The 22,588-nt window shown below is 64.5% G+C and carries 21 protein-coding genes; 12 read left to right on the plus strand and 9 right to left on the minus strand.

Translation table 11 applies throughout. The features are described from left to right. Positions 1–4: 4 nt before the first annotated feature. The 5 genes from IVB45_RS03795 to IVB45_RS03815 form a co-directional block, all read right to left on the minus strand. The gene (locus tag IVB45_RS03795; protein WP_247359596.1) at positions 5–613 is read right to left on the minus strand and encodes a TetR/AcrR family transcriptional regulator; all 609 of its coding nucleotides are present in this window, start codon (positions 611–613) and stop codon (positions 5–7) included. Between the two features lie 88 nt (positions 614–701). After that, positions 702–1,844, minus strand: coding sequence for an OpgC domain-containing protein (locus tag IVB45_RS03800; RefSeq protein WP_027570220.1), 1,143 nt, complete (start codon positions 1,842–1,844; stop codon positions 702–704). Between the two features lie 187 nt (positions 1,845–2,031). Next, positions 2,032–2,487 (minus strand): hypothetical protein, encoded by a 456-nt coding sequence (locus IVB45_RS03805; RefSeq protein ID WP_027570221.1) that lies wholly within the window; start codon positions 2,485–2,487, stop codon positions 2,032–2,034. A gap of 76 nt (positions 2,488–2,563) precedes the next feature. Beyond that, positions 2,564–2,935: a DUF883 family protein gene (locus IVB45_RS03810; protein WP_027570222.1), complete on the minus strand. Its 372-nt coding sequence runs from the start codon at positions 2,933–2,935 to the stop codon at positions 2,564–2,566. Between the two features lie 78 nt (positions 2,936–3,013). After that, positions 3,014–4,126 (minus strand): AI-2E family transporter, encoded by a 1,113-nt coding sequence (locus IVB45_RS03815; RefSeq protein ID WP_247359508.1) that lies wholly within the window; start codon positions 4,124–4,126, stop codon positions 3,014–3,016. A gap of 210 nt (positions 4,127–4,336) precedes the next feature. On the opposite strand from IVB45_RS03815, the gene IVB45_RS03820 reads away from it, so the two are divergent. Then, positions 4,337–5,140: a L,D-transpeptidase gene (locus tag IVB45_RS03820; RefSeq protein ID WP_247359509.1), complete on the plus strand. Its 804-nt coding sequence runs from the start codon at positions 4,337–4,339 to the stop codon at positions 5,138–5,140. A gap of 17 nt (positions 5,141–5,157) precedes the next feature. Beyond that, a complete protein-coding gene (locus IVB45_RS03825; RefSeq protein WP_247359510.1) occupies positions 5,158–5,811 on the plus strand; it encodes a DUF2865 domain-containing protein in 654 nt (217 codons plus the stop codon). Between the two features lie 75 nt (positions 5,812–5,886). Here IVB45_RS03825 and IVB45_RS03830 read toward each other — a convergent pair whose 3' ends face one another. Then, positions 5,887–7,980: a methyl-accepting chemotaxis protein gene (locus IVB45_RS03830; protein WP_247359511.1), complete on the minus strand. Its 2,094-nt coding sequence runs from the start codon at positions 7,978–7,980 to the stop codon at positions 5,887–5,889. Between the two features lie 274 nt (positions 7,981–8,254). Here IVB45_RS03830 and IVB45_RS03835 point away from each other — a divergent pair, with 274 nt between their 5' ends. Beyond that, positions 8,255–8,410: a Thivi_2564 family membrane protein gene (locus IVB45_RS03835; RefSeq protein WP_007599832.1), complete on the plus strand. Its 156-nt coding sequence runs from the start codon at positions 8,255–8,257 to the stop codon at positions 8,408–8,410. Between the two features lie 151 nt (positions 8,411–8,561). Here the strand turns inward: IVB45_RS03835 and IVB45_RS03840 are convergent, their stop codons facing one another. The 3 genes from IVB45_RS03840 to cysD form a co-directional block, all read right to left on the minus strand. Then, positions 8,562–10,727, minus strand: coding sequence for a malate synthase G (locus IVB45_RS03840; protein ID WP_247359513.1), 2,166 nt, complete (start codon positions 10,725–10,727; stop codon positions 8,562–8,564). A 292-nt stretch (positions 10,728–11,019) separates the two neighbouring features. Continuing rightward, positions 11,020–12,936, minus strand: coding sequence for an adenylyl-sulfate kinase (gene cysC / locus IVB45_RS03845; protein ID WP_247359514.1), 1,917 nt, complete (start codon positions 12,934–12,936; stop codon positions 11,020–11,022). Positions 12,937–12,955: 19 nt separating this feature from the next. Then, entirely contained in the window at positions 12,956–13,750 is a 795-nt protein-coding gene (gene cysD / locus IVB45_RS03850; RefSeq protein ID WP_027570229.1) for a sulfate adenylyltransferase subunit CysD, read from the minus strand. A gap of 245 nt (positions 13,751–13,995) precedes the next feature. On the opposite strand from cysD, the gene cysG reads away from it, so the two are divergent. The 9 genes from cysG to IVB45_RS03895 all read left to right on the plus strand — a co-directional run bounded on the left by cysG (position 13,996) and on the right by IVB45_RS03895 (position 22,574). Continuing rightward, positions 13,996–15,420: a siroheme synthase CysG gene (gene cysG / locus IVB45_RS03855; protein ID WP_247359515.1), complete on the plus strand. Its 1,425-nt coding sequence runs from the start codon at positions 13,996–13,998 to the stop codon at positions 15,418–15,420. Further along, entirely contained in the window at positions 15,417–15,734 is a 318-nt protein-coding gene (locus IVB45_RS03860; protein WP_247359517.1) for a DUF2849 domain-containing protein, read from the plus strand. Before cysG ends, IVB45_RS03860 begins: the two co-directional genes overlap by 4 nt. Positions 15,735–15,745: 11 nt before the next feature. Further along, positions 15,746–17,401: a nitrite/sulfite reductase gene (locus IVB45_RS03865; RefSeq protein ID WP_247359518.1), complete on the plus strand. Its 1,656-nt coding sequence runs from the start codon at positions 15,746–15,748 to the stop codon at positions 17,399–17,401. Next, entirely contained in the window at positions 17,388–17,903 is a 516-nt protein-coding gene (locus tag IVB45_RS03870; protein WP_247283721.1) for a DUF934 domain-containing protein, read from the plus strand. Before IVB45_RS03865 ends, IVB45_RS03870 begins: the two co-directional genes overlap by 14 nt. Further along, entirely contained in the window at positions 17,900–18,631 is a 732-nt protein-coding gene (locus IVB45_RS03875; protein ID WP_247359519.1) for a phosphoadenylyl-sulfate reductase, read from the plus strand. The genes IVB45_RS03870 and IVB45_RS03875 overlap by 4 nt, the downstream gene beginning before the upstream one ends. Positions 18,632–18,751: 120 nt before the next feature. Further along, a complete protein-coding gene (locus IVB45_RS03880; protein ID WP_247283740.1) occupies positions 18,752–19,753 on the plus strand; it encodes a sulfate ABC transporter substrate-binding protein in 1,002 nt (333 codons plus the stop codon). 36 nt (positions 19,754–19,789) lie between these two features. Then, the gene (cysT, locus tag IVB45_RS03885) at positions 19,790–20,626 is read left to right on the plus strand and encodes a sulfate ABC transporter permease subunit CysT (RefSeq protein ID WP_081747971.1); all 837 of its coding nucleotides are present in this window, start codon (positions 19,790–19,792) and stop codon (positions 20,624–20,626) included. Between the two features lie 9 nt (positions 20,627–20,635). Further along, the gene (cysW, locus tag IVB45_RS03890) at positions 20,636–21,547 is read left to right on the plus strand and encodes a sulfate ABC transporter permease subunit CysW (RefSeq protein WP_247359520.1); all 912 of its coding nucleotides are present in this window, start codon (positions 20,636–20,638) and stop codon (positions 21,545–21,547) included. Beyond that, on the plus strand, positions 21,537–22,574 hold the full coding sequence (locus IVB45_RS03895) for a sulfate ABC transporter ATP-binding protein (RefSeq protein ID WP_247359521.1): 1,038 nt from the start codon (positions 21,537–21,539) through the stop codon (positions 22,572–22,574). The genes cysW and IVB45_RS03895 overlap by 11 nt, the downstream gene beginning before the upstream one ends. The last annotated feature ends 14 nt before the right edge of the window (positions 22,575–22,588 follow it).

Here is a 22,588-nt window from a genome sequence, read left to right on the forward strand (position 1 = left end):
CAGATTAGCTCTTCGGCCGCAGCACGAGGTCAACCAGATTGCGCGCGTAGGCCGGTGTGATCGGCGCGATGCCGAAGACGTAGCGGTAGAACAGGCTGCCATAGATTGCGTCGTAGAGATCCTCCGGCAGTGCTTCCGCCAGAATGCTGCCGTCGTTTTGGCCGGCGGCGATCATCTCGACCAGCGCGTCGCGGCGGAATTGCAGGTAGCGGGCGTAGAACAGCTCCGCCGAGCCGGTCTTGGAGATGCATTCGGAGATGACGGCGAGCTGGACCTTGCCGAACTCGCCCTGGAGCGCTTCGGCATAGGCGGCGGCATGGCGGCGTGCGCGCGCGGCGGGGCTGCCCGAGCTTGCAGGCGGCAGCGGCAGCATCTGCGCGGCTTGATGAAGGAAGGCGTCGATCAGCAAGGCTTCGCGGGAGGGCCACCATTTGTAGATCGTCATCTTGGAGACGCTGGAGTGGCGCGCGATCGCGTCGATGGTGGTGGCGGCAAGGCCGGTGGTGGCCATCAGCGCATAGGCGCTTTGGAGAATGGCGTTGGTGGTCTCGATCGACCTCGGCCGGCCGCGCCGGGGCGCGCTGTCGGCTCCCTCACCCCCGCCATTCGCCATCGCCACGCCCCGCCTCCTCGCGCAATCCGCTGCCGCTCCGCTTAGCCTAGCCGCGATGGCCGGCCTAGCGGAATCGGAAGGTGCCGGGCTAGGCCTGTTGCCGCAAGGCCGCCGGCAGGTCCTGCCGCTTCGACCAGGCGATGTAATATGCGACCGCGGCCATCGCCGCGAAGCCGGCCAGACTCACGGCGATCTGCATCACCATCAGATTGGCACCGGTGATCAGGATGAGATGGCCGGCTAAGGACAGGAATACGCCGACGCAGAACACCGCGAGCCATTCCTCGCCGCATCGGATGACCGCCCGCAGCGATCTCCATTGCAGGCCGGGATGATCGGGCGGCACGAGATGTGTCGCGATGAAAGCGAGTGCGAGGAAGTGGACTACGCGATAGGGTGCGAGGTTTTCCTTGTCGGTCGGCGTGATGTTGTCGAGCACGATGTCCGGCAGGTAGGCGGCAAGCGCCGGCGAGTGGCGCATCAGCGTGATCGCCATTGCGAATACGAGATAGGCGCCTGCAAGCACGCGCAGCCAGGACAGGCCGTGTAGCGCGCGGCCCGACGCACCGGTCACGGCGAACCAGCCGCCCAGCACCATCAGCATCTGCCAGCAGAACGGGTTGAAGGTCCACTCCTGGTCCGGATAGACCCGGAAATTCCAGTCGAACCAGCGCGCCGCAACGTACAGCGCGACCGATGCCACAAGCGTCAGGTTCGGCCGCCGCAACAGCCCCCACAGCGCGAACGGAAAGAAGGCCATCAGCGGGATCATCAGCTGTAACAGATCGAGATTCAGCGGCTCCTCCTGGAGCACGAGGCCACGCACCAGGATGCGCAGCGGGTGTTCGAGAATTCCCGATATGTTGTATTCGTGGATGATTTCGGGCGCCATCGATTGAGAGGCGACATAGGCGATGGTGTCGATATAGATCACGAACAGCACGACATAGGCGGCATACAGCCGCCAGACGCGGCGAAAGATGCGCGTCGCCGCGACAACGTAGCCGCGCTCAAGCGCTATCCTGCCGTGAATGATCGCGACGCCATAGCCCACCACGAACACGAACAAGTCTGCGGCGCCGCTGAAGCCGAAGTTGCGCAGCGTCAGCAAATTGACCACGTTGTTCGGGATGTGGTCGACGAAAACCGACCAGTTGGCGATGCCGAGCGTCAAATAGAGCCGGGGGTCGTGATGGAATGCGGCGAGGTTCGCCTGGACAGACGGTTTCATCGAAAAATGACTTTTGGAATCAGGGGCGCTGCTTTTAGCGGCAACCGCCTGCCTATCCGAGTAGCGTTTGCGTGAGTAGGGACATTCGCGTCGGGCGACGCAAATTTGGCGGGGCGCCCGCGGGTGTCGAATTCCGAAAGATGCGCTTGCGGGACCTATGACGAAATTTTCTAACGCGCGCTAGCCGCTACTCGGCAGGTTCAGCCGAGGCATCGTCGGGTACGCCGGCGCGGCTCGCCATGATCCCGAGGGCGACGCCGCCGATCGCCAGGATCGGCAACAACCGCTTGATCCCGATGGCGCGAACGATCTGGAGTCCGGTGGCGAGCAGCATGGGGTCCGCGAGCATGCTCGAGGCCGCCGACCTCGTGGCGCGCTCGGCTGCGATATGAGCTTGCTTGCGCAGCTGCCGTTTGTAGACCCAATAGCTCACCGCTGCGGTCAGGGTCAGCAGAAAGAAAATGCCTGCACCGGCGAGGCAGGCTTGCACCGGTCCATATTTGTTGAGCACAGAAATGAACGCTGCCGCGCACAGGAAGCACGTGGTGATGAAGAGTGCGAGCGCCGCGCCTGCTGCCAGCGATGTCAGCCGCACAGTAGTACCGGTGGATGCGCTGATCCCGTCGATGATGCGCTGAAACATGGCCTTGCTCCTCAGATCCCCACAAGCCGGCACCGGCGGCGCCGCTGCGCCACCGTCTCAATACCCGTTCGCGATCTCAGCGACGCCAGACCGCGCCGATCAGGAAGCCGATGCCGAGCGCGAGCCCGACGGTCGCGAGCGGCCGCTGCGTGATCGCGTCCTCCAGCGTCTCCTCGATCGAGCCATAGGCCTCCTGTGCCGCGCCCATCATCGCGCTGCCGCGTTCCGACATATCGTCGATCGCGGAATCCACGTTTTCGCGCGCCTGGCTATAGCCGCGGCGGGCTTGCTTGCTGGAGGAGTTGGCAAAAGTATTGAGCGCGTCGGTGATCTGATCGGTGAGGGCGGCGATATCGCTTTTCACGGCTGCTACATCCTTCTCGAGGCGTTCTCGGGTGGCTTTGTCGGTCCAGTCTCTCATCCCGGCTTCGGCATTGGTGGCGGACATCGGGGGCTCCGAGCTGTTGACGGTTGAGACAGCCGGGAAACGTTTCGTCGTCGGGTAAGTTCCGTTCACGGAAACCGGTCAGTCCTGCGGGAGCTGCGGCGAATCCTGCGGCAGCAGATGCTCCTTCAGAATCAGGGCGACGATCAGCAGCGGCGACGACAGGAACGCGCCCATCGGGCCCCACAGCCAGGTCCAGAACGCCAGCGCCAGCAGCACCGCGAGCGCATTGAGCGCCAGCCGCCGGCCGATGATGGTCGGCGTGACGAAATGTCCCTCCAGGAAGGTGATGCCGCCAAAGGCGAGCGCCGCCATCAGGCCGCCGCTGACGGTCGGGAAAGTGACCAGTCCCACCACGACCAGAATGGCGAACATGGCCACCGGTCCGATGATCGGAATGAAATTGAGGGTGGCCGCGAGCGCGCCGAGGCCAGCCGGATTGGGCATTCCGGTGAGCGCGCAGACAATGCCGGCGGCGACGCCGACGCCGACATTGATGAGGGTCACGGTCAAGAGGTAGTTGCCGAGATGGACCTCGATCTCGTTGAGGATGCGAAGCGTGCGCAGCCGTGCCTCATGATCGCTGAAGGTCATGATCATCGCCCGTCGCAGGTCCCGCCAGCTGGCGATGAACAGGATCAGGGTGACGAAGAACAGCAGGAATTCGGTAAAGGTCGGTGACAGGAATTCGATCGTCGGCTGCACCCAATCGAATTTCGGCATCTGGAAACTTGGCAATCCCTCCGAGCCGCCGAGCATCATCTGCAGCTCCCGCCACAGCGCCAGCGGCCGGTCGAACACGTGGACCTTGTCTTTCAACTGCGCGCCGAGTTCGGGCAGGCGCGAGCTCCATTCCATCGCTGGCGAGGCGATCAGCGCGACGATGAAGCCGACCACGGCGGTCACCGCGAACACGATCAGCGCGGCGGCGAGGCTCCGCGGCACTTTCCGTTTCTCCAGGAAGGTCGCCGCCGGTGAGAGCATCGTGCCGGTGACGAACGCCATCACGACAGGCAGAAAGAACGCTTTTCCGACATAGAGCACCGCGACGATTGCAATGAGGAGCAGTCCGGCGAGCGAGAAGGCAACGAGCTCGGTGCGGCGGATCACCGGGGGGAGCTCGCCGTGGCTCTCGGGAAGCGGGGTGCCGTCGCCGTTGCCGGAAGTCATACGTTCACTGGGAAGGACGCGCACAATACCTCTCCGGCACGGAGTCTTCGGTCCGCGCGCCCAAGGACCAGGAGAGAACGTCCAAGCGCCCTGCGGGTTCCATCGCGGCTTCGTGAAGAAATGCTCGCTTGACTGTGACGTCGCTGCTGCATCCGGCAAGGGAACTTGTATCGGCTCGACCGCGTTGATCGGACCAGAGCATCACCCTGATGCAGGTATCCAACGGGGCAGCACATGACGAAGTTCTCTGCAGTCCGACGCCGCTTATCGCCGCGCCGCATCACCGCATTCGCGTTCGCAACGGCTTTGCTGGCGGTGCCGTTCGGCGCCGCAAGCGCACAGACACTGGGCTACACCTATCCGCAGGATCAGGCCTACCCGCAGGACCAGGGCTATTCGCAGGGTTATGCAAACCAAGGCTATGCGAACCAAGGCTATGCAAGCCCGAACGCGCAGGCCTCCGACGAGGATGCCGTGCTGCCCGATCGCCTGCGCAAGCAGATTGTCAGCTTCGACCGCAGCGAGCCGGCCGGTACCATCGTCATCGATACCAATAATACTTATCTTTACTATGTGCTCGGCCAGGGCCGCGCCATCCGTTATGGCGTCGGTGTCGGGCGCGAGGGTTTCACCTGGTCGGGCGTGCAGAGCGTCAGCCGCAAGGCGGAGTGGCCTGATTGGCATCCGCCGGCTGAGATGATCGCGCGCCAACCCTATCTGCCCCGCTTCGTCGCTGGCGGCCCCGGCAATCCGCTCGGCGCGCGTGCGATGTATCTCGGGTCGAGCGAATACCGCATCCATGGCACCAACGATCCTACCACGATCGGCAAGTTCGTCTCATCCGGCTGCATCCGCATGACCAATGAGGACGTCACCGACCTGTTCGGCCGCGTCAATGTGGGTGCAAAGGTCGTTGTGCTGCCCAAGAACGCGCCGGTGATGGCCAAAGGCGGGGATCCCGTGCGCAAGCGTCCGGCCGTGACGGCGCTGCCCTCGGGCCGTCAGGCGCTGAACATTTCGAATTCGGCCGTAAACTAAGGGTCGCGTGAGGTCACATGAAGAGACGTTCGATCGGCAAACTCGCCGGTGGCGCGGCGGCATTCGTCGCCGTTGCCTCCTTCGGCCTCGCGCTGACCCCATCGGCCCATGCGGAGGACTTTTTCTCGGCCCTGTTCGGCGGCTTCCGCGGGCGGCCGGCGCCGGAGATTCGCATGCCGTTCCAGACCGATGACATGCCGCGCTACGACACGCCGCGCCAGCGGGCCTCCTACGGCGGCGGCACGGCCTATTGCGTGCGCGGCTGCGACGGACGTTATTTCCCGGCGCAGGGAAATGATTCCGAGAGCAAGGCGCAATCCTGTAAGAGCTTCTGCCCCGCCTCGGAGACCTCGCTGGTCTATGGCGGCAACATCGAGGACGCGACGACGGACAAGGGGAAATCCTATTCCGACCTGCCCAACGCGTTCCGCTATCGCAATGAGATTGTCGCAGGCTGCACCTGCAACGGCAAAGATCCGGTCGGGCTCGCTCAGGTCAAGGTCGACGACGATCCCACCTTGCGCAAGGGCGACATCGTCGCGGGCGCCGACGGTCTGGTGGTCGCCAGCCGCAATGCGAACGACCGCCGCGGTGTCGCGATGAATTTCTCCCCGTTGCCGGATTCGGTGCGCGCAAGGTTCCGCCAAGTGCCGGTAGTGGCGAAGGAGTAACCCTCAACGTCGTCTTGGCGAAAGCCAGGACGACGTTGAGGGTGTGGGGCGCGGCTCTCTTTTTAACGGCCTACGCTACGCCGCGCGGATCTTGCCGAGGAAGTCGCTGACCTCATCGCCGAGCTGGCGGCTCTGGCTCTCCAGCATCTCGGAGGCGTGTTTTACGTTGTCAGCGGCGGCTGCGGCAGCGTCGGCATCGGATTTGACGCCGGTGATGTTGTCCGAGACGTTCTTGGTGCCCTGCGCCGCAAACTGGGTGCTGCGGGTGATCTCTTGCGTGGCCGCTCCCTGCTCCTGCACGGCGGCGGCGATCGCGGTCGCAACCTCGTTCACTTCGCCGATGATGCCGCCGATGGTCTGGATCGCGCTGATGGCATCGCCCGCGACCTTCTGGATGTCGGCGATCTGCTCGGAGATCTCCTCGGTTGCCTTGGCCGTCTGGCTCGCCAGCGACTTCACCTCGGAGGCGACCACGGCAAAGCCGCGCCCCGCTTCGCCTGCGCGGGCCGCCTCGATCGTGGCGTTGAGCGCGAGCAAATTGGTCTGCTGCGCAATGGTGTTGATCAGGCCGACAACCTCGCCGATGCGGCCGGCCGACTTCTGAAGTCCCTGGACCGTGCCGTCGGTGTCGCGCGCCTGGGTCACGGCGCGGCTGGCGATGCCTGCGGCATGCGCGGCCTGCTGGCTGATGTCGTTGATCGAGGCGCTGAGCTCCTCCGCGGCGGCGGCGACGCTGTCGACGCTCATGGACGCGTCATTGGAGGCCTTGCCCGCGACCTGGACGCGGTCGTTGGTCTGCCGCGATACCGCGGAGAGATCGCCCGAGGTCTTGCGCATTTCACCGGAGGCTTCGCTCAATTCGCCGAGCGTTTTGCGCACCGCGCCCTCGAACTCGCCGACATAGGTCTCGACCGCGCGCTGGCGCGCCGAGGCGCCCGCATTGCGTTCGCGCTCCTGCGCCTCGATCGTGAGCTTCTCGTTGGCCTGCTGCTTGAAGGTCTCCAGCGCGCCGGCAAGCGCGCCGATCTCGTCGTTGCGGTCGAGATAGCCGCTGTCGACGGCAAGATCGCCGCCGGCGACCTTGAGCATGGCGTCGCGAATGGTGTTGAGCGGGGTGATGACGCGGCGGCTGACCAGCATGATCGCGCCGACGGCAAGGCCGATAGCGAGCGCCAGCAGCGTAAGCTGTACGATCAGCGCGCGCTGTGCGGCGCCGCGCTGCTCCTGCGTGTGGATCTTGGCAGCATCGAGTGCACCTTCTGCCACTGCGACCGCGCTCGCCATGCGACCGACCGTGAGCGGGCTCCATTGGTTCGCCGTCATCTCGGGCTTCTCACCCTTGACCAGCGCGTCCGCGAGACGGTCGCGCAAGGCCAGATATTGCGGCTCGAAATAAGAGGACTTTGCAGAGGCCATCGCGGAAGCGAGTCCCGCCGGCAACTGCATGCCGGACGTCGACAACTCCAGCGCCTTCCACATCGCGCTCGTGCCGCCGACATGTTGGGTATAGGCGTAGCGGCCTTCCGGCGTGATTTTGCCGGCGGCAAGCCCGGTCGAGACGATCAGCGACGCCTCACCCGCGGTGTTGCGGAGCAGCCAGGCGTTCTGCTTGATCGACAGGAGCTGGTCGATCGCGGCGTCCTGGTGATTGACGGTGGCGGCCAACGTGTTCGAGAGCTTGTCGAGCGTGTCGAGCAGGCCCTGCGTCGTCTCCATGTATTCCTTGGGCAGGCCGGCGCGGCGCTGCTCCTTCGGCTTGGCCACGTCCTCCCAGAACTGCTTCTGCTCCTCGATCAGCAGCTTGTAGAGGCGCGCGAGCTCCGGTACCAGCGTACCCGATTGCGGAAAGTCGATGGTCGGCAGCAGCTCGAGCGCGCGCGCCATGGCGGGCATCTGCGCGTCACGCAGCGCGCGCAGATATTTCTCGATCTCGCCGTCCATCTGCTCGGTCGCGTTCAGGAGGCGGACCGTGGTCGAGCGATCGGTGCGCAGATTGTGCATCGCCTTGAACAGATCGGCGGACGTGTCGGCGATCTGGGAGATGCGGTTGGCGGTCTTCAGGCGATCCCAGGACTCGTAGGCGGTGAGCGAGAGTGCGATCACCACGCAGACCGACGTGATCGCGATCACCGCCTTCAGCAGCGCGGATACGGTCAGACGATTCAGCATCGAAGTCCCCCAATTCCCATTACAAAATGCGTGAAGTCGCCCGGCAACATCGGAAAAGTGGGCGCACGCAAGACCAGGCAATCGCATGCCGTTTGTGGCTCAGGGCCCAAACGGTGACTGCATCTGAAAGGAAAAGGGTAAAGTTTTAGGCAGGCCGGCTGACGGTAGAAGTACGTATTTACTAGAAGTTGCAGAGGGTTGCGTCGATGGAACCAAGCCGGGAGTTGCGCGTTAGGAGACCGTCAGCAATTTTGCCTAAAGGGGGGTCCTAGCGATGCTGGTCGGCGTACTCGTCACCTTTCTCGTCGTCATTCTCGTACTTTACCTCATCAACATGCTGCCGATGGACGGCCGCGCCAAGCAGATCGCGCGCGTCGTCGTCATCATCATCGGCATCGTGTCGCTGCTGAAATATCTGGCCGTGTTCTAGCCGCGCTTTCGTAGTCCGGACGGATCGCAGCGCAATCCGGGTCTTGCCCCAAACCATAGCGGCCCCGGATTACACTTCGCTCCATCTGGGCTACGGCTCCAACAAAAAAGCCCCGGCGTGAGCCGGGGCTTTGCTGCTCGGTGATTCGGGCCTACCCCGCCGCTTTGGCCTCGCGGCGGCGGGTGGTGAGGATGTATTCGGTGTAGCCGTTCGGCTGCTCGCGGCCCTTGAAGATGAGGTCGCTAGCCGCCTTGAAGGCCGTGCCGTCGAAGGCGGGCGCCATCGGCTTGTAGATGGGATCGCCCGCATTCTGCTTGTCGACGACGACCGCCATGCGCTTGAGCGATTCCATCACCTGCGCCTCGGTGATGACGCCCTGGTGCAGCCAGTTGGCGAGGTGCTGGCTGGAAATGCGCAAGGTGGCACGGTCTTCCATCAGGCCGACGTCGTGGATGTCAGGCACCTTGGAGCAGCCGACTCCCTGGTCGATCCAGCGCACGACATAGCCCAGAATGCCCTGGCAGTTGTTGTCGATCTCCTGCTTGACGTCGTCGGGTGCCCAGTTCGATTTCGACACCGGGATGGTGAGGATGTCTTCGAGCTTCGCGCGTGGGCCGCCCTTGGCGAGCTCCTGCTGGCGCGCGGTGACGTTGACCTGGTGGTAGTGCAGCGCGTGCAGCGTCGCGGCCGTCGGCGAGGGCACCCAGGCGGTGGTGGCGCCGGCCTGCGGATGGGCGAGCTTCTGGGCCAGCATGTCCGCCATCTTGTCGGGCGCGGCCCACATGCCCTTGCCGATCTGGGCATGGCCGGGCAGGCCACAGGTCAGGCCCATGTCGACGTTCCAATCCTCATAGGACTTGATCCAGGGCTGCGCCTTCATCTCGTTCTTGCGGATCATCGGACCCGCCTCCATCGAGGTGTGGATCTCGTCGCCGGTACGGTCGAGGAAGCCGGTGTTGATGAACATGATGCGCTTGGAGGCGCGCTGGATGCAGGCCTTGAGGTTGACGGTGGTGCGCCGCTCCTCGTCCATGATGCCGACCTTGAGCGTGTTCTCGGGCAGCGACAGCATCTTCTCGACGCGGTCGAAGATCTCGCAGGTCAGCGACACCTCGTCGGGGCCGTGCATCTTCGGCTTGACGATATAGGCAGATCCCGTGCGGCTGTTCTTGACCTTGGAGTTGCCTTTCAGATCATGCACGGCAAGAAGCCCGGAGACGGCGGCGTCGAGCAGGCCTTCCGGAATTTCCTCGCCCTTGTCGTCCAGCACCGCGTCGGTGAACATGTGGTGACCGCAATTGCGCATCAGCAGCAGGCTGCGGCCGTGCAGCTTGATCTCGCCCTTGCCGTCAGGCGTCTTGTAGCTGCGGTCGGCATTGAGCGAGCGCGTCAGCGTCTTGCCGCCCTTCTCGAAATCGGCCGACAGCGTGCCGTTCATCAGGCCGAGCGTGTTGCGATAGACCAGCACCTTGTCCTCGGCATCGACGGCCGCGACCGAGTCTTCCATGTCGAGAATCGTGGAGACCGCGGACTCCATGACCATGTCCGCAACGCCGGCCGGATCGTCGTTGCCGATCGCGCTGCTGCGGTCGATCTTCACCTCGACATGCAGGCCGTTGTTGGAGAGCAGCACCGCGCTCGGTGCGGCTGCGTCGCCCTGGAAGCCCGCGAATTGCGCGGCGTTCTTCAGCGCGGTGGCGTTGCCGCTCTTCAGCTTCACCGCGAGCTGGCCTGCGACCACGCTACAGGCGGTGACGTCGGTGTGACTGCCGGTCGCCAACGGCACGGCGGCATCGAGGAAGGCTTTCGCTTTTGCGATCACCTTGTCGCCGCGCGCCTTGTTGTAGCCCTTGCCGCTCTCGGACGGATCGTGCGGGATCGCGTCGGTGCCGTAGAAGGCGTCATAGAGCGAGCCCCAACGCGCATTCGCCGCATTCAGCGCGTAGCGTGCGTTGGTCAGGGGCACGACCAGCTGCGGGCCGCAGATCTTGCCGATCTCCTCGTCCACATTGGTGGTCTCGACCGTCTGCGTCGCCGGCTCCGGGACGAGATAGCCGATCTCCTTCAGGAAGGCGGTATAGGCATTGAGGTCGAACGCCTTGCCCTTGTTGGCGCGGTGCCAGTCGTCGATCTTGGCCTGCAGCGTGTCGCGCACCGCCAGCAGCGCGCGGTTCTTCGGGCCCAGCTCCTTGATGATGGCGGCAAGCCCGGCCCAGAACGCATCCGGCGCGATACCCGTCTTCGGGGCCGCTTCCTTGGCGATGAAATCGAACAGGACGGGAGCAATCTTCAATCCGTGGGCGTCGACGCGTTTCATGATGGGCTTTCTCGTTGGAAATGGCTGTTTTTGGCTGCTTTTGACCCGACAGCAGCAAAATGCGCTCCAAGGAGCGGCTTTCGGGGTCTTATTAGCCCCAAAATCGGGGCCGTGAGAAGGCCCCCAAAAGTTGTCAAAATGTCAAGGCGAGGTGGGCGGCCCACGTACGGTGTCATCCCCTGCGAAAGCGAGGAATCCAGTACGCCGCGGCCTCTCGGCTGAATCACTGCTGTCGGTGGAATACTGGGTCGCCCGGTCAAGCCGGGCGACGACAGCGGGGCAGCAGCCCGGCTCAAATATTCGCGGCGAGGTCCACGAGTTCGTCGAACAGCACGCCGGTTGTCTTGAGCATCTGTTCGATCTCGTCCGCCGCCTCGGCGACCGTCCGCGTCGACGTGTCGATCACGAGCTCAGCGGCTTGCGGCGTCTCGTAGTCGTTGAGGATGCCGGTGAACGACGCGAGCGTGCCGGCGCGGGCCTTCTTGTAGTGGCCCTTGGGGTCGCGCTCCTCGCAAATTTCCGCAGGCGTCGCGACGTGGATCTCGCGGAACGAAGTGTCGGCGATGCGGCGCGCGGTGGCGCGGTCCTCGCGGGCGGGCGAGACGGCGGCGACAATGGCGATGTGGCCGTTGCGAGCGAGATGCGTGGCGACTTCAGCGAGACGCCGGATGTTCTCGCTGCGATCGGCGGTCGAGAAGCCGAGATCGCTGTTGAGCCCGGCGCGTAGCGTATCGCCGTCGAGCAGGATCGGCGAGCCGCCATTGCTGAACAGCCGCCGCTCCAGCGCTTTTGCGAGAGTCGACTTGCCGGAGGCGGGCAAGCCGGTGAGCCAGACCACGGCGCCGTTGTGACGATAGCGCGCGGAGCGTTCGTCGGGCCGCAGCGCGGATTCCACCGGCACGATGTCGACGGGCACAGCGCGCTGGCCGGCGTCGACCGACAGCACGAGACCGCCGCCGGCGATGCGCCCGGACACCTCGATCACGAGACGGCCGGTGCGCGGATTCTCCGTGTAGGGATCGGTGGCAATCGGATTCGAAAGGGAAATGTCGATCTCGCCGACATGGTTGCGCCCGATCGCCTTGTTCTCGACGCTCGACAGCTCGCCCGGATCGACCGCCTTCTCGATTGCGACGACGGTGGCGCGGCTTTCCTTCGGTCCGCAGCGAACCAGGAGCTGGTCGCCCTTGGCCAGCGGCTTGTCGTGCAGCCAGAAGATCCGCGCGCGCAGCCGCCGCGTCTCGCGCGGCGCGCTGTTCGTATGCGCGATGATATCGCCGCGTTCGAGGAACAGCTCGCGGTCGAGCGTGATGCCGACCGAGCGGCCCGCACCCTGTCGGCCCGCGACCGGCGTCACCGGCCAGCTCTCGACCGTCTTGATCCTGGCGATCTTGCCGGCGGGCATGATCACGATTTCGTCGCCGGCGACCAGGCTGCCGGATTCGATCCGGCCCGCAACGATGCGGCGATCGTCGAATTTGTAGATCGCCTGCACCGGCAGGCGCAGCGCCAGCGCTTCCAGCGGCCGCGCCGGCTCGAGTCCATCAAGCGCTTCGACCACGGTCGGACCCTTGTACCAGCCGATGCGGGCGGTGCGCTCGGCGACGCCGTCGCCGTCGCGGGCGGAAATCGGGATCACGGCCGTGGGCTTCACACCGAGGCCTTGCAGATGCTCCGAGATCTCGTCGCTGATCTCCTTGAAGCGCTCGGCGGAGAAGTCGACGCGGTCCATCTTGTTGACGACGACCGCGACCTGCTTCACGCCGAGCAGATGCAGGAGATAGCCGTGCCGCCTTGTCTGGTCGCGCACGCCTTCGAGCGCGTCGATGATCAGCACCGCGCCGTCGGCCTGCGAGGCGCCGGTGATCATGTTGCGCAGGAATTCAGCGTGGCCGGGCGCGTCGATCAGCACGATGTCGCGCGAATTGGTGCGGAAGCGGATCTGCGTGGTGTCGATGGTGATGCCCTGGTCGCGCTCGGTCTGGAGCGCGTCGAGCAGGAACGACCATTCGAACGGCATGCCGCGCCGCGCGCTGACGGCCTTGAGCATCTCGAGCTTGCCGTCGGGCAGGCTGCCGGTCTCGTGCAGCAGGCGGCCGACCAGCGTCGACTTGCCATGGTCGACATGGCCGACGATGACGATGCGGACCTGCGGACGCGTGGTGCCGTTCGGGGTCGCAGGCGATGCGGGGGTGACGATCATGTTCATACGACGCTCGCGTCCTTGATCAGAGATAGCCGGCGACGCGCAGGCGCTCGAAAGCGTCCTCGGTCTCGTGGTCGAGCGCACGGCCGGAACGTTCCGGCACCTTGGTCTGCTCGAGCTCGATCAGGATCTCGTCGATGTTCGACGCGTTTGAGGCGACCGGATTGGTGATGTCCTGATCGCCCAGCGAGCGATAGCGCTTGCCGTTTTGCGACAGATACAGCGGGATGATCGGGATGTTCTCGCGCTTGGTGTAGGCCCAGATATCGGACTCGGTCCAATGCAGGATCGGATGGATGCGCAAATGCGCGCCTTGCGGCGGCGACGCATTGAAATGATCCCAGAACTCCGGCGGCTGGTCGCGCACGTCCCAATTGCCCTCGAGGCCGCGCGGAGAGAACACGCGCTCCTTGGCGCGCGTCGCCTCCTCGTCGCGGCGAATGCCGGCAATCAGGCCGTCGAAACCGTATTTGCCGAGCGCCATCTTGAGGCCCTCGGTCTTGCGCGCGGCGGAACGGGCGGCGGGCGGCAGCGTTGGGTCGACGGCATCAATCGGCGGGCAGGGCTCGACGCGCAGATCGAGATCCCATTCCTTGCCGTAGTGATCGCGAAAGCGATACATCTCCGGAAACTTCTTGCCGGTGTCGACATGGAGGGCCGGGAACGGCAGACGGCCGAAGAACGCCTTGCGCGCCAGCCAGATCATGACGTTGGAGTCCTTGCCGAGCGACCACAGCAGGGCGATCTTCTTCAAACGGGCAAAAGCCTCGCGGAAGATGTAGATGCTCTGGGCCTCGAGCTGGTCGAGATGGTCCATGCTCGGTGCCAGGTCGGCAGAAAATTCTTGCGCGGGCACGCGCTCGGCGAGAGCGGGGCTGCTCAGCCCGCCAGCAGTGGAATTGTCCTTGAGAAGATGCATCTCTGCCACTTTGCGTTTGGAGGCGAAAATTCTATAGTTGCAGTGCAAGGGAGAAGAAAAAATTTTCTCTTTGCGCGCTCGAAACAACACATATATAGAAAATAATTCCAGTCAACCCCGGATGTGGGGGAAGCGAGTATCGTATGCGGTTCTTGCCCGTGTTCCTCGATCTCAAGGCCGGTCCGGTGGTCCTCATCGGTGCGGGTGAGCTTTTGCGCGCCAAGCTGCGCGTGCTCACTGCGGCCGGTGCGCGCATTCGCGTGCATGCGATCGACGGCAATCAGGACCTGGGTCTGAGCTCCGAGGACGCCGCGCGTATCGACATTGCGGCGGCCGATCCGCTGACCGCCGATCTCTCGGGAATCATCGCCGTCGTTTGCGCCGGCGCAGGCGATGTCGGCGTGGCGATGTCGGCCCGCGCCAAGGCGCTCGGCCTGCCCGTCAACGTCATGGACGATCTCGAGCATTCCAGCTTCATCTTTCCGGCGATCGTCGATCGCGGCGATGTAGTGGTCGCCGTCGGCACTGGCGGCACGTCGCCGGTCGTGGCGCGGCGCGTGCGCGAGAAGATCGAGGCGCTGCTGCCGGCGCGCATCGGCGAGCTCGCCGAGTTCATCGGCGGCTTCCGCAAATCCGTCAACGAACGTATTGCCGAGTTTCCGCTGCGCCGCCGCTTCTGGGAGCGCGTCATCGACGGCCCGATTGGCGCTGCCATTCTGGCCGGCCGCAAAGGCGAGGCGGACGCAGCGCTCAAGGCGATTTCCGATCCATCCGCGTTTGCGCGGGGCGACAAGCCGGAAGGCTCGGTCGCTCTGGTCGGCGCCGGTCCAGGTGATCCGGATTTGCTCACCATCAAGGCGCTGCGCGCGCTCCAGGATGCCGATATCGTCTTCCACGACGAACTGGTCTCGCCTGAAATTCTCGATCGCATCCGCCGTGACACGACGCGTGTGCCCGTCGGCCGCCGCGTCGGCAAGCCCGGCATCGGGCAGGACGCCATCAACAAGCGCATGATCGAGGCCGCGCAATCCGGCCAGCGTGTGGTGCGGCTGAAGGGCGGCGATCCCTTCGTGTTCGGCCGTGGCGGCGAAGAAGTCGAAGCGCTGCGTGCTGCCGGCGTTGCCTATTCGATCATTCCCGGCATTACCGCAGGCCTCGGCGGTGCCGCCGATTTCGAGGTGCCGCTCACCTACCGTCACGAAGCAACCCGCATCACCTTCCTCACCGCGCACAAGGCGCGCGACGCGGAAGTCGTGGACTGGTCGACGCTGACCGACGCCAGGATGACCGTCGTGGTCTACATGGGCATGACGGCTGCGCCCGCTATACGCGCCGGCCTGTTTGCCGCCGGCCGTTCGCCGGAGACGCCGGTCGGCGTGTTCGCCCGCGTCACGCGCCCCGATGCGCAAGGCGCGATCGGCACGCTGCGCGACCTGCCTGAGCTGGTGCGACGGACCAACGGCGGGCCTGCCATTCTCATCATCGGCGATGTGGTCCGGCATGCCGGATCGCTTCGCCGCCAAACCCCAAAGCAAATCATCTCTGACCTATTGGATGCAGCCGAATGACCTCCCCGCTTGAACAGAAAAAGATCAAAATCGCCGGCCCCTCGGTCGTGACCGCCAATCGCACCTGGGACGGCATCGTGGTGTACCGCACCGCCGCCAACGGCTGGTCTGCCGACCTCTCGGAAGCCGCGATCGTGCGCAACTCCGACGAGGCGAAAGCGTTGCTTGCGGAGTCCGTGGCCGATGACGTGGGCGCGATCGGTCCCTATATCGCCCCGGTACAGGTCGGCGCCGACGGCAAGGTCGAACCCGGCAATCTGCGCGAACAGATCCGCCGCACCGGCGTGACCATCGGACAGCCGGTCCAGGTTTAAGGCATTCTCTCATGTACGCTTACGACGAAATCGACCGCACGCTCGTCAACGAGCGCGTCTCGGAATTCCGCGACCAGGTGAAGCGCCGCCTGTCCGGCGAGCTCACCGAGGACGAGTTCAAGATCCTGCGGCTGCAAAACGGCGTCTATCTGCAACTGCACGCCTACATGTTCCGCGTCGCGATCCCCTACGGGACGCTGGCGTCCAACCAGTTGCGGGCGCTCGCCCACGTCGCGCGCAAATACGACCGCGGCTACGGCCATTTCACGACGCGGCAGAACATCCAGTTCAACTGGATCAAGCTCGCCGAGCTGCCGGATGCGCTGGCCGATCTCGCCGAGGTCGGCATCCATGCGATGCAGACCTCCGGCAACAACATGCGCAACGTCACCTCGGACCAGTGGGCCGGCGTCGCGCCCGGCGAGATCGAGGATCCCCGCGTCTGGTCGGAGCTGATCCGCCAGCACACCACGCTGCATCCGGAATTCTCGTTCCTGCCGCGCAAGTTCAAGATCGCGATCACCGCGTCGGACCACGACCGCGCCGCGATCAAGATCCACGACATCGGGCTGAAGCTGATCAAGAACGAGAAGGGCGAGACCGGCTTCGAGGTTCTGGTCGGCGGCGGGCTCGGGCGCACGCCGTTCATCGGCAAGACTATCAAGCACTTCGTGCATGGCCGCGACATTCTCAGCTATATCGAAGCGATCCTGCGCGTCTACAACCAGTACGGCCGCCGCGACAATATCTACAAGGCGCGCATCAAGATCCTGGTGCACGAGCTCGGCATCGAGAAGTTCTCGCGCGAGGTCGAGGAGGAGTGGCAGCACATCCGCAACTCCTCGCTCCAGATCGACGACGAGGTGGTCGAGGACATCCGCTCGCGCTTCACCTATCCCGCCTACGAGAAGCTGCCGCACATGCCGGACGAGCTGCGCCAGGCCGCGGCCGATCCGGATTTCGAGGCGTGGCGCAAGAACTCGGTGGCCCCGCACAAGGTCCAGGGCTATTCCATTGTCACGATCTCGCTGAAGCCGATCGGCGCGCCTCCGGGCGATGCCACCGCCGAGCAGATGGATGCGCTCGCCGATCTCGCCGACAGATATTCCTTCGGGGAGATCCGCGTCGGCCACGAGCAGAACCTCGCTTTGCCGCACGTTGCCAAGCGCGACCTGCCGGCGTTGTGGAAGGCGCTCGACAAGCTCGGCCTCGCGACGCCGAACGTCAATCTGATCACCGACATCATCGCCTGCCCGGGGCTCGACTACTGCTCGCTGGCCAATGCGCGCTCGATCCCGATCGCGCAGGAACTGACGCGGCGCTTCGCCAATCACGAGCTGGCCAATTTGATCGGCCGGTTGCACATCAACATCTCCGGCTGCATCAACGCCTGCGGCCATCACCATGTCGGTCACATCGGCATCCTCGGCGTCGAAAAGAACGGCGAGGAAGTCTACCAGATCACCATCGGCGGGCGCGCCGACGAGAGCGCCGCGCTCGGCAATCTGATCGGCCCCGGCGTCAAGTTCGACGAGGTCGCCGACGTGGTCGAGGACATCGTGGAAGCCTATCTAGCGCTGCGCGAGCGGCCCGAAGAGCTGTTCATGGACACCGTAAAGCGCCTCGGCGTCGAACCCTTCAAGGAGCGCGTTTATGCCACTCGTTAACGGCGGAAAGATCGCCGACGACAGCTTCGTCAAGCTCGCCGTCGACACGCCGCTGCCCGAGGGCGGCGACATCCTGGTGCCGGCCGAACGCTTCGTGGGCGAGGCGGATACGTTGCTCAAGCGGAACGGCAAGGTCGGCGTGATCTGGCCGAACAATCGCGACATCGCCGAGCTGGTGCCCTATCTCGGCAAGATCGCCGTCGTCGCGCTGGTGTTCCCGACCTTCCGCGACGGACGCGCCTACAGCCAGGCGCGGCTGCTGCGCGAGCGCTACAATTACCGCGGCGAATTGCGTGCGACGGGCCAGATCCTGCGGGACCAGTTCGTGTTCATGCTGCGCGCGGGCTTCGATTCCTTCGACGTCAAGAAGCAGGCCGACGCGGAAGCCTTCATGCAGACCGCGAAGCGCTACTCGGTATTCTACCAGCCCACCGGCGACGGCCGGATCACGGCGCTGCACCGGCGCATGCAACTGCGTCATTCCGAGGGTGTCGGCACGTGAACGCAATCGCCTCTCCGGTGTCGTCAATCTCCGTCTCGGCGCTGCCCTCGGCGGAGGAGCTCGATCGCGCCTTGCGCGATGCCTCGCCCGCCGAAATCATCGCCGCTGCGTTGAAGACGGTCGGTCGCGACAAGCTCGCGCTGGTGTCGTCCTTCGGCACGGAATCGGCGACGCTGCTGAAGGTCATGGTCGACGTCGATCCGGCGATCCCGGTGATCTTCCTCGACACCGGCTGGCTGTTCGAGGAGACGCTGACCTATCGCGACACGCTGATCGCGACGCTGGGCCTGAAGGACGTCCGCTCGATCAAGCCCGCCGAGGAGACGCTGTCGCGCGAGGATCCCGACCGCGACCTCTGGTTCTCCGATCCCGACGCCTGCTGCCGTATTCGCAAGGTCGAGCCGTTGGCGCGGGCGCTGAAGCCGTTCGATGCGTGGCTCAACGGCCGCAAGCGCTTCCAGGGCAGCGCGCGCGCCGACATTCCAGTGGTCGAGGACGACGGTGCACGGTTGAAGTTCAATCCCTTCGCCAATGTTTCGCGCGAGGAACTCGAAGCGATCTTCGCCCGTGCCAAATTGCCGCGTCATCCTCTGGTTGCGTCCGGATTCCTGTCGGTTGGGTGTATGCCTTGCACGAGCAGAACGGCCGAAGGCGAGGATGAGCGTGCCGGTCGCTGGCGCGGCCGGGCCAAGACGGAATGCGGCATCCACACGATGAAGACTTCGTAGCATGGTCACGCTGCCCTGCTACGAACAAGAAAATCCGGTTCCGTTGACTTAAGCGCGTTTCGACCCGAGTTATGCCTGCCATCGATGACGCCGACGTCATTGATGCGAATGGAGATGGACATGATGCGCCGTATCGTTCCGCTCGCTGCAGGACTGCTCGTGACAGGCTTGTTGGCAAGCTCGGCTCTCGCCGCTGACATCAATCTGCTGAATGTGTCGTACGATCCGACGCGTGAGCTCTATGTCGAGTTCAACAAGGCGTTCGCGGCAGCCTATCAGAAGGAAACCGGCAAGAGCGTCGAGATCAAGCAGTCGCATGGCGGCAGCGGTTCGCAGGCGCGCGCCGTGATCGACGGATTGCAGGCGGACGTGGTGACGCTTGCGCTCGCCTACGACATCGACGCCATCGCCAGCAAAGGCCTCGCGACGGCTGATTGGCAGAAGCGGTTGCCGCAAAACTCGTCGCCCTATACCTCGACCATCGTGTTTCTGGTCCGCAAGGGCAATCCGAAGGGCATCAAGGACTGGGACGATCTGCTCAAGCCGGGCGTCGCCGTGATCACGCCGAACCCGAAGACATCAGGCGGCGCGCGCTGGAATTATCTGGCGGCCTGGGGCTTTGCGCAGAAGAAATACGGCTCGGCGGACAAAGCCAAGGATTTCATCGGAAAGCTCTATCAGCAGGTGCCGGTGCTCGACACCGGCGCGCGCGGCGCGACCGTGACCTTCGTCGAGCGCGGCGTCGGCGACGTGCTGCTCGCCTGGGAGAACGAGGCGTACCTGGCGCTCAAGGAATTCGGTCCGGAAAAATTCGAGATCGTGGCGCCGCCGCTCTCGATCCTGGCGGAACCGCCCGTGACGATCGTCGACAAGGTTGCCGATAAAAAAGGCACCCGCAACGCCGCCGACGCCTACCTGCAATATTGGTATACCAAGGAAGGTCAGGAAATCGCGGCGCGCAATTTCTATCGTCCGCGCGATCCCGAGATCGCAAAGAAACACGAAAACTCCTTCGCGAAGGTCGAGCTGTTCACGATCGACGAACTTTTCGGCGGCTGGACCAAGGCGCAGAAGGAACATTTTGCCGACGGCGGCGTCTTCGATCAGATCTACAAGAACTGATCGGGCGCTGTCGGCGGGGCTTAAACAGGGGGCCTGGTGAGCGCAATCGCAGCACGACGCCGGACATTGCCGGGCTTCGGTCTCACCATGGGGCTGACGCTGTCCTGGCTGTCGATCATCATCCTGATTCCGCTCGCGGGCCTGTTCCTGAAATCGCTTGAGCTGAGCCCCGAGCAGTTCTGGAACATCCTCTCCAGCCGCCGCACCCTGAATGCGTTGCGCGTATCCTTCGGACTCGCCTTTGCGGCCGCCTGCGTCAATCTCGTGATGGGCAGCATCATCGTCTGGGCGCTGGTGCGTTACCGCTTCCCGGGAAGGCGGCTGTTCGACGCCATCGTCGACGTGCCCTTTGCGCTGCCGACGGCGGTCGCCGGCGTCGCGCTGACCGCGTTGTTCGCCGAGAAGGGGTGGCTCGGCGCGCCGCTTGCGGCGGCCGGCATCAAGGTGGCGTTCACACCGGTCGGCATCTTCGTCGCCATGATCTTCATCGGTATCCCCTTCGTGGTGCGCACCGTGCAGCCGGTGCTCCAGGACCTCGACCCTGAGATCGAGGAGGCCGCCGGAAGTCTTGGCGCGAGCCGCTGGCAGACCATCATCCGCGTGATCCTGCCCTCGCTCGGCCCGGCGCTGCTCACGGGGCTGGCGCTCGCCTTCGCACGCGCCGTCGGCGAATACGGCTCGGTGATCTTCATCGCCGGCAATCTGCCCAACGTCTCCGAGATCGCGCCGCTGCTGATCGTGATCCGCCTCTCCGAATTCCGCTATGCCGACGCGACCGCCATCGCGGTGGTCATGCTGGTCGTGTCTTTCGTCATCATTTTCGCCGTCAACCGGCTCCAGCGCTGGGCGCAGAGCCGGATCCCGGCACGCTGAGGGCGGATCATGACGATGCAGATCGCAGATTCGGTTTCGCTCTCGGCTCCCGACGCCAAGACACGCGCGCATGCGGCGGCCGCGCGGAATAACCTGCGCACCGAACCGCGCGCGGTCCGCATCGTCATCATCGCGCTGGCGATGACCTTTCTCTCTGTCTTCGTCGTGCTGCCGCTGGTCGTGGTGTTCGCGCAGGCTTTCTCGAAGGGAGTCCTCGCCTATTTCGCCGCGCTGGCCGACCCGGAAGCGCTTTCCGCAATCAAGTTGACGCTGTTGGTTGCGGCAATTTCCGTCGGCCTCAATCTTGTCTTCGGCCTGGTCGCGGCCTGGGCGATTTCAAAATTCGAATTCTCGGGCAAGACCTTCCTGATCACGCTGATCGATTTGCCATTCTCGGTCAGCCCCGTCATCTCGGGCCTCGTCTTCGTGCTGCTGTTCGGCGCGCAGGGCTATTTCGGCGGCTGGCTGCGCGATCACGATATCCAGATCCTGTTCGCGGTGCCCGGCATCGCGCTTGCGACCACCTTCGTGACCTTCCCCTTCGTGGCGCGTGCGTTGATCCCGCTGATGCAGGAGCAGGGCACGCAAGAGGAGGAGGCCGCGATCTCGCTCGGCGCCTCGGGCCTGCAGACCTTCTTCCGCGTCACGCTGCCCAACATCAAATGGGGCGTGCTCTACGGCGTCCTGCTCTGCAACGCGCGCGCGATGGGCGAGTTCGGCGCGGTCTCAGTGGTCTCCGGCCATATCCGCGGCGAGACCAACACGATGCCGCTGCTGGTCGAGATTCTCTACAACGAATACCAGTTCGTCGCGGCGTTCGCGATCGCCTCGCTGCTGGCGATGCTGGCGCTGATCACGCTGATTGCCAAGACCGTTCTCGAAAATCATCTCGACGAAGGACACGACGCAAGTGAGCATTGAAGTCAGGAATCTCGTCAAGAAGTTCGGCAGCTTCAAAGCCCTCGACGGCGTCGACCTCAAGGTCAATGACGGCGAGCTGCTGGCGCTGCTCGGTCCGTCCGGCTCGGGCAAAACAACGCTGCTGCGCATCATCGCCGGCCTCGACTGGCCCGATTCCGGTGAGGTGTCTTTCAACGGCGAGGATGCGCTGGCGCAGGGGGCGCGCGAGCGGCACGTCGGATTCGTGTTCCAGCACTACGCGCTATTCCGCCACATGACGGTGTTCGAGAACGTCGCCTTCGGGCTGCGCGTGCAGCCGCGCGCGATCCGCAAGGACGAAGCGACCATCCGCGCGCGCGTCAAGGAGCTGCTCGATCTCGTGCAGCTCGACTGGCTCGCCGACCGTTATCCGAGCCAGCTCTCCGGCGGCCAGCGCCAGCGCATCGCGCTGGCCCGCGCGCTCGCGATCGAGCCGCGCATCCTGCTGCTCGACGAACCCTTCGGCGCGCTCGACGCCAAGGTGCGCAAGGAGCTGCGCAAATGGTTGCGTTCGCTGCACCAAGAGATCAACGTCACCTCGATCTTCGTCACCCATGACCAGGAGGAGGCACTCGAAGTCGCCAACCGCGTGGTGGTGATGGACAAGGGCAAGATCGAGCAGATCGGCTCGCCCGATGACGTCTATGAGAGCCCCGCGACCGCCTTCGTCCACAGCTTCATCGGCGAATCCATCGAGCTTCCGGTGCTGATCGCCGACGGTCTCATCACGCTCGGCGACCGGCCGCTTCAGCTCGCGGCAGATGGGCTTGCGCCTGGCGCGTCAAGACTGTTCGTGCGGCGACACGACATGCTGGTCGGCCCGCCCGGCAGCGGGGCCTTCGAGGGCGCCGTGCGGCATGTCCGGAATTTCGGTCCCGTACAGCGGGCCGAGGTGGCACTCGCTGGCGGCGAGACCATCGAGATCGACGCTCCCCGCGACAGGGAACTGCGCGCCGGCGACACGATCGGCCTGGAGCCCCGCCGCTACCGGATATTTGCGGGCACCTGAGCGGGATCAAAGGC

It is taken from the genome of Bradyrhizobium sp. 4, assembly GCF_023100905.1.
GTDB lineage: Bacteria > Pseudomonadota > Alphaproteobacteria > Rhizobiales > Xanthobacteraceae > Bradyrhizobium.